Raw genomic sequence first — 14,612 nt, 5'->3', positions numbered from 1 at the left:
CTGGTTGTGGTGTTAATCGAACTATAGATTGTTCCAATTGACTGCGGTACCCATTGCAACAGACGTTCGGGCACGAGGAACAACTCAATCGGGAGAAGTCTCAGTGCCCTGATGGATCCGACTCTGTCCTAGCCTGATACGCCTGTTTCTGCTGTGCAGTCGCTTCCGTCTGATATTTCTCCTTCCAGTCCGAATATGGCATGCCGTAGATGATCTCGCGAACTTCTTCGTAACTGAGCTCGTGACCCCGATCCTCGGCTGCACTGCGATACCATTTGGAAAGACAGTTGCGGCAGAAATTCGCCAGATTCATCAGATCGATGTTCTGCACCTCGGTATGAGAGCGAAAGTGCCCCACAAGATGCCGAAATACCGCTGCTTCTATTTCAGTTCGGGTTGTTTCGTCCATATTCAATTACCTGTCTATTTTACAGCCCCCTTGGGGCCTGGGGTATTATGCTCAACCCAGCGATTCGCACCGTCGGATAGCTGCTCCTTCTTCCAGAACGGTGCCTGTGACTTGAGATATTCAACCAGCTTCTCGCAAGCTTCAAATGCTTCAGCGCGATGCTTGGACCACACTCCCACCAATACTATCGGGTCACCCGGTGCGATATCACCGATTCGATGCAAGATTACGACATCCACTGTTTCGTGGTCAGCCTGAACCTGATGTGCCGCTTGGGCAAGATGCTCCTCTGTCATTCCCGCATAATGCTCGAGCGTCATTCGGGTAACCGCATCACCTTCGTTCATGTCGCGCATGGTACCGACAAAAACCGCCGTCGCGCCGAATGAACCCGGCGTCAGTGACGACTCGTGCTCAAGCACCTCCTGCCAAGGATCAAAAGCCGACTCAAGCACTTCGATTCGCACTGCTATCCTCCTGTAACAGGTGGGAAAAAGGCGACCTCATCGCCTTCCTTGACCGTTGCGTCAAAGTCCGAGTACTCCCGATTGATCGCAACCAAGGCATTGCCGGGGATCGGCATTTCGCTCACGCAATGCATCCATGCATCTCTCGCGGTATGGATGCCTTCATCCGAAATCAGTTGCTCGCGTCGACCGACCCGATCTGCCAGGCTTGCGAAAAATCGAACTGTAATTGTCACGGCGAGTTCTCTCGTTCAGGCGGCTTCACCATCCATCTCGCTAGTATATTCACCCCTGGACGCGTATGCATTGACCATTGCCCGGCGCAATGCCTGGCCATGAACTTCCGCCTGCCTGCTATTGTCACCGCTCCATGCCTTCATCGGAGCCTGTTGCAACGCCCGTCCATAGGAAAAAGTCAGAGGCCACGGCAGATCGACATCAAGCTGATTCATTCGGTTAAGGTGCAAAGTCGCCTTCTCGTCGGTCTGACCGCCTGAGAGAAACGCAATACCCGCCACCTCGCAAGGTACCGTAGCCCGCAGACAGTCGACTGTCTGTTCGGCCACTTCGTCAACACTGGCCTGTTGCGCACAGTCCATGCCCGACAGCACCATATTCGGCTTGAGCACGGTGCCACTTGGCACAACACCTTGCTGGTGAAGCTGTTCATAAACGACACCCAGGGTTGTTTCCGTTACGGTCCGACAGGTTGCGATGTCATGGGTTCCGTCCATCAGAACCTCCGGTTCGACGATCGGTACCACACCGGCTTCCTGACACAACGCCGCATAACGCGCCAATGCATGTGCGTTGGCCATGATACAGGCGTCTGTCGGAATACCGTCACCGATTGTGATGACTGCGCGCCACTTCGCAAATCTGGCACCCAGTGTGACGTATTCCTCAAGTCGTTCGCGAAGACCGTCCAGACCCTCAGTCACTTTCTCGCTCGAGTGTCCGGCCAATACCTTGGCCCCCTTATCCACCTTGATTCCAGGAACAATCCCGATGCGGTCGAGATATGAAGCGAACGGAACCTCGCCTTTCACTTTCTGACGAATGGTCTCGTCAAATAAGATCGCTCCGCTGATGTAGTCTGAAATACCTGGTGCTGTGACCAGCATTTGCCGATAACTGAGACGGTTCTCCTCGGTTGATGCAACGCCAAGCTTGTCAAATCTGGCAGTACACGTTGCGGTACTTTCATCCATGGCAAGAATGCCCCGTCCCGGAGCAACCATCTGGCGCGCTGTCGCTTCAAGTCTTTCCAATTCCATATCCTGCTTCTCCATACCTCAAAGACATAAATTCGCCGCTGAATCTGATTCAAACGGTTATGATTTTCATTGTATTGGTTCCACCCTTGATCCCGGTCACCTCGCCCCGCGTGACGATCAGGATGTCACCCTTCTCGATAATTCCCCGGTCCAGGAATTCACTCACCGCCTGATGTTCGATCGGCACATCGGAGTCCTTGTCCATTTCAAAGTCGACTGGATGAACCCCCCTGAACATCGTCACACGGCGCTGTGTTGATGCGTGCGAGGTCAGCGCATAGATGGGGATTCCGGACAATGTCTGCGAGAGCCATTTGGCAGTGGACCCGGATTCGGTCAACGAGAGAATTGCGGTGACATCAAAGTGCCGGGCTGTGTACATGGTCGCCATTCCGACTGCCTCTTCGGTACCGGAAAACTGCTCTTCGCTGCGTTCCAGACGATCCACCGCCGGATCAGTCGATTCCGAGCCGCGGCAAATTCGATTGACCGTTGCCACAACTTTGGCCGGATGCTTGCCGACCGCCGACTCCTGCGAAAGCATGACCGAATCGGTACCGTCCAGTACCGCATTGGCGACATCAAGAACCTCCGCCCGCGTCGGTGTGGTATTCGTAATCATCGAAGTCATCATCTGTGTCGCGGTGATGACGAATCTGTTGCATTTGCGGGCCGCCTTGATCAGACGTTTCTGCACTCCCGGCAATTGGGCGTTACCGATTTCGACCGCGAGATCTCCGCGCGCGATCATCACTCCGTCTGACGCTTCCACAATCTCGTCAAAATTCTCAACCGCTTCGACACGTTCGATCTTCGAGACAATGCCACCCTCACAACCGGTCGCCCGCAACAGTTCGCGGGCAAAGTTCACATCGACCGCGTTGCGTACGAACGAAACCGCCAGATAGTCCACGTCGATATCGCCAGCAAGGCGGATATCCTGATGATCCTTGGGCGTGAGAGACTCCGCGGTCAAACCCCCGCCTTGCCGATTGATTCCCTTTGAATCGGACAATGGTCCGCCGACCAAAACCTCGGTGGTGATGACAGGATCCAGAACCTCAGTGACCCTCAGCACGATATTTCCGTCATCGATGACCAGGACATCTCCAAGTTTGACATCGCGCGGAAGATTCTTGTAGGTGACACCGACGCGTTTGCCGGTACCGGCACCCTCTTCCAGTTCAGCATCAAGTTCGAACTTCTCGCCTTCCTGCAGTATGACTTGTCCGTCAATGAATCGGGTGATCCGAATTTTCGGCCCCTGCAGGTCGGCGAGTATGCCGATCGGCCTGTTCAGCAATGAAGCGTGTTTTCGCACCAACTCGATTCTCTTTCGGTGATCGTCGCCCGTTCCATGCGAAAGGTTTACCCGGACAACGTTCAGACCCTTCTCGATGAGTCGCTTCATTTCTCGGTCCGAATCAGTTGCCGGACCCAGCGTCGCTACAATTTTTGTCTGCCTCAATACCATTCCCGCTCAAGCTGCCACATGTGCGGCTGCGTATCTGGCGGCATGTTCTTCCAAAGCCCGGACTGCGGGCAATTCACTGCCCTGAACATACTCCAGAAATGCGCCGCCGCCTGTTGAGACGTATGAAATCTGATCCATCAGTTCAAATGTTTCCAGTGCCGCCAGCGTATCGCCGCCACCGGCAACGGAATATGCCCCGCTCGCTGCTACGGCCTCAGCAACACAACGTGTACCCATATCGAAAGGTGCAAATTCAAATGCGCCGACCGGACCGTTCCATACGATGGTCCCGGATTCGGCGATGATTGACTGATACATCTGCCGGGTTCGGGTGCCGATATCCAAAATCATGTCGTCTGCTGTAACTTCGTCTATCTGTTTCTCACAACTCTCGATACTGGGTGCGAGCTGCGGCGCTACCACCACATCCCGCGGCAAGGGAATCTCACATCCTGCAGACTCGGCTGTGGACAGAACCCGTTGCGCGACGCCCAGCAGTTCAGGTTCATAAAGTGACTTGCCAACGCCATATCCACTCGCCGCAAGAAATGTGTTCGCAATACCCCCGCCCACAATCAGATACCGGGACATGCCTGAGAGCTGTTCCAGCGTCTGCAGCTTACCCTGAATTTTCGCACCGCCTACGATCGATACGAATGGTGACGCCGGTTCATTCAGCGCGCGATCAAGTGAGTCGATCTCCTGCTGGACCAGCAGTCCTGCACAAGCAGTCTCGACAAATTCGATGACGCCTGTCAGCGAAGCCTGCCGGCGATGCGCGGCACCGAATGCGTCGAACACGAACACATCTCCAAGATCGGCGATCCGTCGGCTCAGTGACGGATCACAGGACCCCTCTCCTTTGAGAAATCTGACATTCTCACACAGCGCCACCTGTCCGGGCTGCAAGGACACTCCCCCAATCCAGTCCCGCAGGAACTGGACCTCGCACCCGAGCAGTTCGGAAAGCGCTTTGGCAACAGGCTCAAGCGAATAATCGGGGTCAGACTTTCCCTCCTCGGGCCGACCCAGGTGTGTCAGGATCAGAATCGAGGCGTTCTGATCCAACGCGTATCTGATCGAATCCATCGCGGCGTGAATACGCTCCTTGCCGTATAGCTCACCATCGTGAATCGACACGTTCAGATCGGCACGGATCACCACCCGTTTGCCTTGAATATCAACCTGTTGCAGTCTCAACATATTCAGCGTCAGGAAACATTCATGAATGCTGCTGCGGTATCCAGCATTCGATTCGAGAATGCCCATTCGTTGTCATACCAGCAACATACCTTGGCCGCCCGATCGCCCACGACTCGGGTGGTCGATGCCTCAAAAACCGATGACACCGAGGAGTGGTTGAAATCGACCGAAACCAGCGGCTTGTCATTGAATGCGAGTATCCCCTCAAGCGGGCCCTGTGCCGCCGATCTGACTGATTCGTGGATTGCCTCGACACTGACATCTGATTCGGTTTCAACTGTCAGGTCGACCAATGACACATTCACCGTCGGCACCCGTACCGCAAAACCATCCAGCTTGCCATCCAGTTCCGGCAGGACCAGGCCGATCGCAGCCGCGGCGCCGGTGCTGGTCGGAATCATGGACTGGGTCGCCGACCGGGCGCGCCGCAGATCGGTGTGGAATACATCAGTCAGCACCTGATCATTGGTGAAAGCATGCACCGTTGTCATCAATCCGGAGCGGATTCCAAACGCATCATTCAGAACCTTGGCAATCGGTGCCAGACAGTTGGTGGTACATGAAGCGTTGGAGACTACGGTATGCGAGGCATCCAGGACATCGTGATTCACGCCGTAGACGATCGTCGCATCGACCCCTTTTCCGGGTGCCGAAAGCAGAACCTTGGAAGCCCCCGCTTCCAGATGTCCGGATGCTTTGTCCTTGCTCGCAAAAAACCCCGTGCATTCCAGAACAAGGTCAATATCCAGCTCGCTCCAGGGAAGACTTGCGGGTACTCTCTGCGAAAATGTGCGCACGAGGTTGCCATCCACCGTAAATCCGTTATCCACTGCTTCAACCGTCCCCGCGAATTTTCCATGGACAGTATCGTATTGGAGCAAATGCGCATTGGTCTCGGTATCCGCCAGATCATTGACCGCGACCACAGCCAGGTCATGCTTCGGTGATTCATATAGTGCTCTCATGATGTTGCGGCCGATTCGGCCGAATCCATTGATGGCGACTTTTACTGTCATGGTTATATCTACCTATTTTGAGAATGGTTGAACACCTGTTCAACGCGCCTGTCAATCGAGCAGCTGCAGTACTGCTTGCTCGACTGCGTCGGCAGTCAGGTTAAACAGCTTATATACATCTTCGGCCGGGGCCGACTCACCGAACTGGTCCACGCCCAGAATACGTCCGCCGGGCCCCGCAACTTTCGACCACAGGGCGGTAACCCCCGCTTCGACGATGACGCGTGCGGATACACTCGGCGGGAGAACCGAATCCCGGTATTGTTCAGTTTGCGATTCAAAGACATCCGTAGATGGCATCGACACCACGCGGATTCGCCTGCCCGCCGCTGCCAGTGACCGAGCCGCATTAACTGCCAATTCCACTTCGGTGCCGGTGGCGATGATCAAGGCTTCCGGAATGCCTTCGCAGTCCATCAGGACGTACCCGCCTCTTGCGATCTGATCTGTTGCAGCGGGGTCACGCGACTGCTGTGATGTCTTCTGGCGCGAGAGCAACAGGCATGTCGGTCCGTTGCTGCGTTCAATGGCAGCTTTCCATGCAACCAGCGTCTCCTGTGAATCACACGGACGCCAGACCGACAAATTCGGCATCAATCGCAGGGTCGCGGCCTGTTCGACCGCTTGATGAGTCGGTCCATCCTCGCCAAGCCCGATTGAATCGTGTGTCAAGACCATGATGGATCGCACCCGCATCAGTGCAGCCATCCGAATTGCGTTTCGGGCATACTCCGAGAACATCAGGAATGTCGCCCCGTATGGAATGAGCCCGCCGTGCAGTGCAAGTCCGTTGTTGATCGCGGTCATTCCGAACTCCCGCACGCCGTAATAGATGTAGTTGCCCTGCGGATTGGAGCTGTCATTGACCGTTGAGCCACTCCACAACGTAAGATTGGACCCCGTCAGGTCGGCAGACCCTCCAATGAGTTCCGGCAACATGGGTCCGAATGATTCAAGTGCGACTTTTGAGGACTGTCGGGTGGCGAGAGCTGTGTCGCTGACACAAGCAACTGCTTTGGCGCTGCTGGAATTCCAATCTCCCGGCAACTCGCCATCAATGCGACGCCTGAACTCAGCCGCAAGTTCCGGGTATGCCTCTCGGTAAGAGACAAACCGTTCATTCCATTGCGATTCAAGCTGAGCGCCGCGCGCAGTGCTGTCGAACGCGGCATAGATGGAAGCGGGAACTTCAAATGCTGGATACTCCCACCCGATATTCTTTCGGGTCAGTGCGATCTCATCATCGCCGAGCGGTGCGCCATGCGCGGCGGCTGTTGCCGCCTTATTGGGCGCGCCCCATCCGATGGTGGTCTTGCAGCAGATCATGCTCGGCTGGTCAGTTTGCAGCATTGCGGCACCGATCGCGTCTTTCACCTGCGTCGGATCGTGGCCGTCAATTTCATCGATTACATGCCAGCCATAAGCACGGAACCGATCGGCAGAATTGTCAGTGAACCAACCGGAAACCTCTCCGTCAATCGAAATATTATTGTCGTCATAGATCACAATCAGCTTGCCGAGTTTGTGGGTACCGGCCAGCGAAGCCACCTCATGGGAAAGTCCTTCCATCAGGCAACCGTCGCCGACAAACGCGTAGGTGTAATGGTCAACAATCTGATGGCCTGGCCGATTGAACTGTGCTGCCAGTACTTTCTCTGCCATGGCGAAACCGACTGCGTTTGCAAGTCCCTGCGCCAGCGGACCTGTCGTGGTCTCGACGCCGGGTGTCAGTCCATATTCCGGATGGCCCGGTGTTTTCGAATGCAACTGACGAAAATTCCTGATCTCATCCAGCGACAGTTCATATCCGGTCAGGTGAAGCAAGGCGTAGATCAGCATTGAGCCATGCCCGTTCGACAGTACAAACCGGTCGCGGTCACGCCACTTCGGATTGGCTGGATTGTGCTTGAGCAAATCGCACCACAACACTTCGGCGATGTCGGCCATGCCCATCGGCATACCGGGATGTCCGGATTTTGCGGCCTGCACCGCGTCCATTGCCAACGCGCGTATTGCGTTGGCTTTTTCCAGTCGTGTTGGAGTTATCTCGAGGTCCACAGCACTGCGCCTGCTGCCCACTTCACCAATCAATCAAAAGAGTTTTCGGACGCTCATCGTGATGGCTCAATTTGTCGGGCGTCGATGAGAGATTCATTGAACGCTGATTATACATTCTGCCCTGAAGTTTGGGTTGCCGTGCTCATTGGGTATTGTTGAGTAACCGCGGGGATTGGAAACAACACGTGTCGTGCCGATCTGATAGTCGACGGACTCGTGGGTATGTCCATGAATCCACAAACTGGCTTGGCTTTGCATGATCAGATCATCCAGCGATGATGCGTAGAAAGACGAGAATTCCGGATCAACCCTTTCATATCGAAGTGATTTCAATGATGGCGCATGATGCGTGACGACAACGGTCTTCATTGCGGCGCGAGACGAGTCGTTGAGTTCCGACTCAAGGTAGCGACGCGACTCGAAGTGGAAGCGCTGTGTGTCGTCAGGGTCAAGCACCCGATCTCCAAACTTGATCAGACGATAGTCATTCATCATATGAGACCCCAGAGCCTTCAATTGCAGCTCATCGCCGGTACTCCTCAGATCTGTCCACAACGTGGCGCATAGAAACCTGACGTTGCCGACTTCGACTGAGCGATTTTCGCAGAAGTGTATGTTGGAGCCTTTGGTCTCCTGTCGGATTGCATGGTGCACAGCAGCCACTTCACCGCGATAGTATTCGTGGTTGCCACACAGGTAGATGACCGGTACTTCCGTGAAATTGGATTTCGCCCAACTCGCTCCCTGACTGCCCAAGTGTATGTCACCTGCCAGGACGACGACATCGTAACCCGAACGCGGAACATCGCAGTTCGAAAACTCAAGATGCAAATCCGAATAGATCAAGATTTTCATTATGCAAGCGCTCTGAACGATCGGCTGGCACGGGCAAGTGTCGTGTACGGGTCCTTTCCCTGCTCTGTCAGCTTGAAATTATGGCCAGGCATGTGTTGCAGATTCAATTCCAGGGAGTTTCGATTACCAAAGCGCTCCGCCAGTCACCTGAATATTGTCCATGGACATGCCGAAAGCCTCTTCCCGGCACAGGAAGATCACCGTCGCCGCGATTTCTTCTGGCTGGATCATCCGATTTTGGGGATTGTCGGCGATTATGTCGGCAATGACATCGGATGAGCTGCGTCCGGCTCCTTCGCGCTGCGCCATCAGCTCGGTATCGTCGCGCATCATTTTAGTCTCGACCCAGGTCGGGGAAATCATTACGCAGCTGACCCCGTGCGGCGCTCCCTCAAGTGCCACACAACGGGTCAATCCCAATAGTCCCGCCTTGGATGCACAGTACGCTGCATTGTCTTCGCAACCGACTGTCGCGGCAGTGGAGCCGATATTGATGATTCTTCCCCAGCCCCGCTCGATCATCTCAGCCACTACCGTGCGCGTCATGCGAAACGCACCAGTCAGATTGGTTTCAATCACCTGATTCCAAGGCGCGTCGGGATGTCCGGCAACGGCGTGCTGAACGGCAATGCCTGCGGAGTTCACCAAGATGTCAACCCGGTCGAATCGCTGACGAACTGCGGAAACAAAAGTTGCAACCGAATCGCTATCGCATACATCCACATGTCCCAAAAAGACATCTTGCCCGTAGACCGAAAACGAGTCGCGGATTGCATCGACTTCCCGTTGGTCTCGGTTGCCTATGCGCGAGCCGATGGCTACCCTTGCACCGCATTGTGCCAGACTGCGTGCGGATGCCAGTCCGATTCCGGAACATCCGCCGGTCACCACAGCCGTACGGCCTGTCAGAAAGCTGTCATTCGGATTGGTGGAGGCTTGTGACATACTTTGGTATCCTTGCACCGGACAGAGTCAGACAATCAATCGATTATCGCGGTGTTGTCGGCCAATGTGCCAGCTGTCTGATCCAGACCCGTTACTGTCCGTGCAAAGCAATAAGGATTCAAGCTTCAACTATACAGCAATGAGTCTCACTCATGTTCTATTTGAACTGCCGATTGAAAATTCTTTGCCTGAATCGGCAGTCTGCCTTGAAAAGCCAAGTGGCAGCTTCTCAGCGGCGGGTGAATTCGGTTCAGGACCCGAAGACAATCGGGAAACCGAGCCAAGTCCAATTGTGTTCGATGTGAGGACCACGGACTGGTACTGATTGTGACTGACCTCAAGCGCACCGACACGGAATCGAGAACGTCTCGGAGAGTTCGAGATCGCGCAATCGCGAGATCCCGTCAAACCTGTCGAATCTGTGGCGATGGAGCGGTTCCATCATGGGTTTACGACGCTTTTGCGGAACTTATGACCAAATTCGTTCTGTATAATGTCCCGAGTTATGACCAGTGTTTTCAACCACATCTCACCCGCATGTCCTGGCTGACCAATCAATTTCTCGTCGCAATGCCATCGCTGACGGATTCGATTTTCGATCGCAGTGTTGTTCTTGTTTGCCAGCATAACGAATCCGGCGCACTCGGAATCGTCGTCAACAAACCGACCGATATTTTCATGAAGGACATATTGACTGAGCTTGATCTTGACGTCGATGATGTTCCGGAGAATGACATCCCTGTCTTTTTGGGCGGTCCGGTCCAGATGGAAAGAGGGCTGGTTCTTCACGACTCCAGCAACAGTTGGGATGCGACAATCGCAGTCGGCTCGGAACTCGGATTGACGATGTCGAGAGATGTCCTTGAAGCAATCTCAGAAAAACGCGGTCCGTCCCGATGCATTCTCTTACTCGGTTTCTCAGGCTGGGAAAGCGAGCAACTGGAATCTGAGATGCAGGAAAATTTGTGGCTGACCGCACCGGCTGACAGCTCCATCCTGTTCGATACCCCAATCCACGAGCGGTGGCACAAGGCAGCATCGTTGGTCGGAATTGATATCGAATCACTATCGACAGTGGCAGGTCACGCCTGACTCCTTCGGAACAGATTACCCGATAGTCCGGGGTGACGCTGTGATCCCCGCGTTGAGAACATCCTGCAATCTGAGTTAGGCATCTTGGACTCGTCTGCAGTGTCACTTGAGAATCTCAACTCAGTGCTGGCTTTCGATTACGGCACGCAGAGAATCGGTGTTGCCGCCGGCAACCGTCAGATTGGAACCGCCCAGGGTATCGACATCGTCCACGTTCGCAACGGAACACCGGACCTGGAAAAAATCAAAGGCTTGGTGGATACATGGAAACCTGACTGTTTTGTTGTGGGTGTGCCATTCACCGATTCGGACAGCAACGGGAATCTGTCGGGCGAGATCAGGGTATTTGTGAGAATGCTCGAACGTGTGTACGCCCTGCCGGTTTTTGAAACCAACGAAAGACTCAGTACCGAAGAATCATCAAATCGCATCAATGCCTTGAGCAGACGCGTCAGCAATCGAAAGAAAACTGAGCTCAGGAACATGATCGCAGCCGAAATCATTCTGGAAACCTTCCTGGCCGGTGCCGGCGAATTGAGACATTCACCGTAAACATTCACCGTAAAACCTGCATAACTGAAAACGGCATCATCAATCGGTTCAGGAAGCGATTTGAGGCCGCTTTGGCACAGATGAATGAGGCTTTGGAAAAACCCAAGGCGCGCAACAAGGCGGAATACATTGAGCGACGGATCGGGCGCATTGAGAAAACCAACGCACGAGTGGCGCAGCATTACAGGATTGATGTTCATCGCGATGAAAGCCAGACCCGGGTTGAGCGTCTGTCGTGGCGCTGCGAGCCGGTTGACGGCACCATGGCCACGCATCCCGGAGTGTATTGCTTTCGCAGCAACATCGTTGACTGGGATGTCGAGACGATGTGGCGCACCTATATGACGCTCAGTGAGGTAGAGGCGGTATTCCGGTCGTTGAAATCCGAGTTGGGACTGCGTCCGGTGTATCACCAAAAGCAGCATCGTGCCAATGGGCATTTGCTGATTACGGTATTAGCCTATCAGGCGGTGTGTGTGCTTCGCACACGGATGAAGGCTAATGGCTGTCATGACAGCTGGACGACGGTGAGAGATGCGCTTTGCACGATCACCCGCACGACGAGTTCATTTGAGCGAAAAGACGGGCGTATGCTGCATGTCCGAATAACAGCCAGTGCCGATGCGGACCAGGCTGCGACTTACAAGGCTATGGGCATTGCCCCTCCGCCCCGCAAGCTTCACACAACAATCGTTTAATTCGTTCTGCCGAATAATCCACCGGCTGCACAATGGTTTGGGGTGACGATTTGACAGCGAAGACTTTGGGTCAGGGAACCCTGAAAAAGCTGTTGCATAAAGCCGGACAGTTGATGGCTGATTTTCAGTCTTGTCAGCCTGAATGACTGATATCGGCTGCGACACCGAAAATGCTTATTTGCTGGAGGGTCTGGCGGAATGTAGATGTTCGCACATCATTTGTGCGCTGTCCAGGATTCTTACGGTGTGGCGTTGTAGAATGTCCGGCGGAATGAAGTACAGGTGATTTTGGGCAACTGCTGTTATCGTTGGCCACTGCAGCCACTCGTCGAGCCACTCCGGTTCTTGCTCACCGTGTCCACTCGCAACAATAACCTGGGGGTCGCGTCGGATAACAGTTTCAACGCTTATTCGCGGTGCCATAGGCAATGCATCCGAAAAAAATGTTTCTCCCGCCACACAGGCGCATCACGCTCGAAATCAAGTGCTCACCATTGATCGTTACCAGCGGCTTATTCCATACCTGGTAAAACACACGCAAGGTTTCGGCCTCGCTGTATCGGCTTCGTAAATTTAACAACCTGTTGGTAAACAGCTGCTGCGCCTTTGCTGTAACTTCCTCTGTGCCAAGCAATTTTCCAGCGAATACGCAGAGCAGTCTGAATTGGCACGAAACGCAACGGGACTGCTACTCCATCCAGTAGTTGGCGAAGCCGTCAATGAAGCAATGACAATACAGAATCACGAAATCCGTTTTTCAACGGTGGATTTGACAGGCTCTTGTGTCGAAATTTCAAAACAACTCTTGAAAGCGGTAGATTTAGAAATGTGACCACATAAAATTTCCTAATTGCCACTTAACAAAAGCCATATTTCAAGAGCTTTTCCAGCATAGACGGTGACAACCGCCTGTGACACGCTCTGCCGCCCCCGTGTGCAGCACGTGCTTCGGCTTTGCAGATTCCCTTTGGTTGCAGCCCTTCCCTCGTTCGACTCCGCCAAGGCTTGCGCCTCTTTGTTCGCCGCTGTCATCAGTACTATGCCTGCATCCGACTGGTTTACCCCGTTCATCTTTAAATTCAGAATACCTCCTTTCTTTCAGCGTCCTTGACACGACCGTCAAGGAAAGATAAACCCCTCCCAGGTCCCGACACAGCGCGTGCGCACATTCATCGATTCCCTCGAAACCGCAGAGCTCAGCTGCACCTCACCATTACAGTACAGCCGATATTGCCTTCGGCCACGCTGACAGCCTCGACACTCTGTACATCTTCGTTTTCGATGCTCAATCATCATGGCTATGCGTACCGCTGCCGACACTTCACCAATACCCTCGCGAATATTGGCGCACGGCTCGCGGCGACAGCATGTGGTTAACATTTACCATCTATCGGACTTTCACCGACTGCCCTAATGCCAGTTAGCCTGGCGTTCCAACGTATCCGAACTTTTGCAAATTTTCGATTCGAGGTTAAGTTGGGTAATATTACAAATCGTATAATAGGTTAAGTATCTTTTGATTTTATTCGTAGTTTCCTAATGCACTTAGCTAGGACATAGATTAGTTTTTTACAAAATGTTTAGTGAAAGTAATGAAATTTGTATTTCTGCCAGTTGGGACCCTGAAGCACAGGTTTGGGTTGCGGTCAGTGATGATGTCCCAGGATTAGTAGCCGAAGCAAGCTCACTACAGAAATTAATTTCTAAATTACAGGTATTAGTACCGGAATTGTGTGAACTCAACAATCATCTGATGAAAGCACCGTCGGACAAAATTTCAATCTCTGCTGATTACAAGCGATTTGAAGAGGAACTTCAGGTTTCTTAACTGGTGGCGAATTACACCAGAAGACTAAAAAGAATCCTTGTTAAGTCTGGCTGCAACAAAGTCAGGCAAGGAAAGGGAGATCACGAGATATGGTACAGCCCAAAATCCAATACTAATTTTCCAGTTGATAGTGCCATCAAATCAAGGCATACTGCAAATTCAGTTCTGAAACAGGCTGGTTTGCCTAAGGCATTCTAACTTTTGAAATGCTTCATAAACAGAGTTATCGCTAAAAGTGGTGCGTGACGGGGCAGAGAGTTTCAAGCGGCTACCTGGTCGGTTTCCTGTTTCACTTCGATTCCGTCTTTGAATTGCACCCCTTCAATGACTTTCCCTAACTCCTTAAAACCTCGTAGCCGACGCCAGTTTTGCTGCGTACACTGACCCAATTTGAACATCATACACAACATTCCCGATCGGGTTAAACATCCTTTCGAGCGTTTTGTACGGTGCCGAATAGTCGAAAACGCCGATTCGATCGGGTTCGATGTCCGAATACTCTGCCAGTGCTTGGCCGGAAAATCGTAAAACGCTAACAGCTCCTCTCGATCCTTCATCAAACACTTGTGGATACCGGTTGAAATTCCCCACTATGTCGTGGACGACATAGTGAATAGGATTTTATTTGATGTGCGTGAGCACGACAAATAAAATCATTGAACTGAGCTGCGTTTTGCACCCCTGTTCGCCTATGGGAAAAGTATCGAGGAATCAGCCTTGATGAAAAGGAGATGAAGC

General features: G+C 53.2%; 15 protein-coding genes and 1 pseudogene. 4 read left to right on the top strand and 12 right to left on the bottom strand.

Annotated features, from left to right (window positions below; genetic code table 11):
* Window positions 1-100 precede the first annotated feature (100 nt).
* The 10 genes from OXI60_08325 to OXI60_08280 all read right to left on the bottom strand — a co-directional run bounded on the left by OXI60_08325 (window position 101) and on the right by OXI60_08280 (window position 9,704).
* Window positions 101-409 carry a DUF1244 domain-containing protein gene (locus tag OXI60_08325; protein MDE0309818.1) on the bottom strand — a complete coding sequence of 103 codons (309 nt, stop codon included), beginning with the start codon at window positions 407-409 and terminating at the stop codon, window positions 101-103.
* Window positions 410-423: 14 nt separating this feature from the next.
* Window positions 424-876 carry a molybdenum cofactor biosynthesis protein MoaE gene (locus OXI60_08320; protein ID MDE0309817.1) on the bottom strand — a complete coding sequence of 151 codons (453 nt, stop codon included), beginning with the start codon at window positions 874-876 and terminating at the stop codon, window positions 424-426.
* Window positions 877-878: 2 nt separating this feature from the next.
* Window positions 879-1,112, bottom strand: coding sequence for a MoaD/ThiS family protein (locus tag OXI60_08315; GenBank protein MDE0309816.1), 234 nt, complete (start codon window positions 1,110-1,112; stop codon window positions 879-881).
* Between the two features lie 15 nt (window positions 1,113-1,127).
* Entirely contained in the window at window positions 1,128-2,153 is a 1,026-nt protein-coding gene (locus tag OXI60_08310; protein ID MDE0309815.1) for a fructose-bisphosphate aldolase class I, read from the bottom strand.
* 49 nt (window positions 2,154-2,202) lie between these two features.
* Entirely contained in the window at window positions 2,203-3,627 is a 1,425-nt protein-coding gene (pyk, locus tag OXI60_08305; GenBank protein ID MDE0309814.1) for a pyruvate kinase, read from the bottom strand.
* Window positions 3,628-3,633: 6 nt separating this feature from the next.
* Window positions 3,634-4,830, bottom strand: coding sequence for a phosphoglycerate kinase (locus tag OXI60_08300; protein ID MDE0309813.1), 1,197 nt, complete (start codon window positions 4,828-4,830; stop codon window positions 3,634-3,636).
* A gap of 8 nt (window positions 4,831-4,838) precedes the next feature.
* A complete protein-coding gene (gap, locus tag OXI60_08295; GenBank protein MDE0309812.1) occupies window positions 4,839-5,846 on the bottom strand; it encodes a type I glyceraldehyde-3-phosphate dehydrogenase in 1,008 nt (335 codons plus the stop codon).
* 51 nt (window positions 5,847-5,897) lie between these two features.
* Window positions 5,898-7,892: a transketolase gene (tkt, locus tag OXI60_08290; GenBank protein MDE0309811.1), complete on the bottom strand. Its 1,995-nt coding sequence runs from the start codon at window positions 7,890-7,892 to the stop codon at window positions 5,898-5,900.
* Between the two features lie 105 nt (window positions 7,893-7,997).
* Complete coding sequence (locus OXI60_08285; GenBank protein ID MDE0309810.1) at window positions 7,998-8,759, bottom strand: metallophosphoesterase; 762 nt, start codon at window positions 8,757-8,759, stop codon at window positions 7,998-8,000.
* 123 nt (window positions 8,760-8,882) lie between these two features.
* The gene (locus OXI60_08280) at window positions 8,883-9,704 is read right to left on the bottom strand and encodes an SDR family NAD(P)-dependent oxidoreductase (protein ID MDE0309809.1); all 822 of its coding nucleotides are present in this window, start codon (window positions 9,702-9,704) and stop codon (window positions 8,883-8,885) included.
* Window positions 9,705-10,175: 471 nt separating this feature from the next.
* Between OXI60_08280 and OXI60_08275 the strand changes: the two genes are divergently transcribed.
* From OXI60_08275 to OXI60_08265, 3 genes are all read left to right on the top strand, one after another.
* The gene (locus OXI60_08275) at window positions 10,176-10,796 is read left to right on the top strand and encodes a YqgE/AlgH family protein (protein MDE0309808.1); all 621 of its coding nucleotides are present in this window, start codon (window positions 10,176-10,178) and stop codon (window positions 10,794-10,796) included.
* A gap of 84 nt (window positions 10,797-10,880) precedes the next feature.
* A complete protein-coding gene (gene ruvX / locus OXI60_08270; protein ID MDE0309807.1) occupies window positions 10,881-11,348 on the top strand; it encodes a Holliday junction resolvase RuvX in 468 nt (155 codons plus the stop codon).
* Between the two features lie 80 nt (window positions 11,349-11,428).
* Entirely contained in the window at window positions 11,429-12,046 is a 618-nt protein-coding gene (locus tag OXI60_08265; protein ID MDE0309806.1) for a transposase, read from the top strand.
* A gap of 846 nt (window positions 12,047-12,892) precedes the next feature.
* On the opposite strand, the gene OXI60_08260 is transcribed toward OXI60_08265, so the two are convergent.
* Window positions 12,893-13,117 carry a hypothetical protein gene (locus tag OXI60_08260; protein ID MDE0309805.1) on the bottom strand — a complete coding sequence of 75 codons (225 nt, stop codon included), beginning with the start codon at window positions 13,115-13,117 and terminating at the stop codon, window positions 12,893-12,895.
* Window positions 13,118-13,622: 505 nt separating this feature from the next.
* Between OXI60_08260 and OXI60_08255 the strand changes: the two genes are divergently transcribed.
* Window positions 13,623-13,874 (top strand): DUF1902 domain-containing protein, encoded by a 252-nt coding sequence (locus OXI60_08255; GenBank protein MDE0309804.1) that lies wholly within the window; start codon window positions 13,623-13,625, stop codon window positions 13,872-13,874.
* A 260-nt stretch (window positions 13,875-14,134) separates the two neighbouring features.
* On the opposite strand, the pseudogene OXI60_08250 reads toward OXI60_08255, so the two are convergent.
* A pseudogene (locus OXI60_08250) lies at window positions 14,135-14,437 on the bottom strand (transposase).
* Window positions 14,438-14,612: the final 175 nt, after the last annotated feature.

The sequence above is a fragment of the Acidiferrobacterales bacterium genome, from assembly GCA_028820695.1.
Classification (GTDB): domain Bacteria; phylum Pseudomonadota; class Gammaproteobacteria; order Arenicellales; family JAJDZL01; genus JAJDZL01.
The sequence above is the reverse complement of the archived record's forward strand: the minus strand, read 5'-3'. Positions and strand labels throughout refer to the sequence as shown.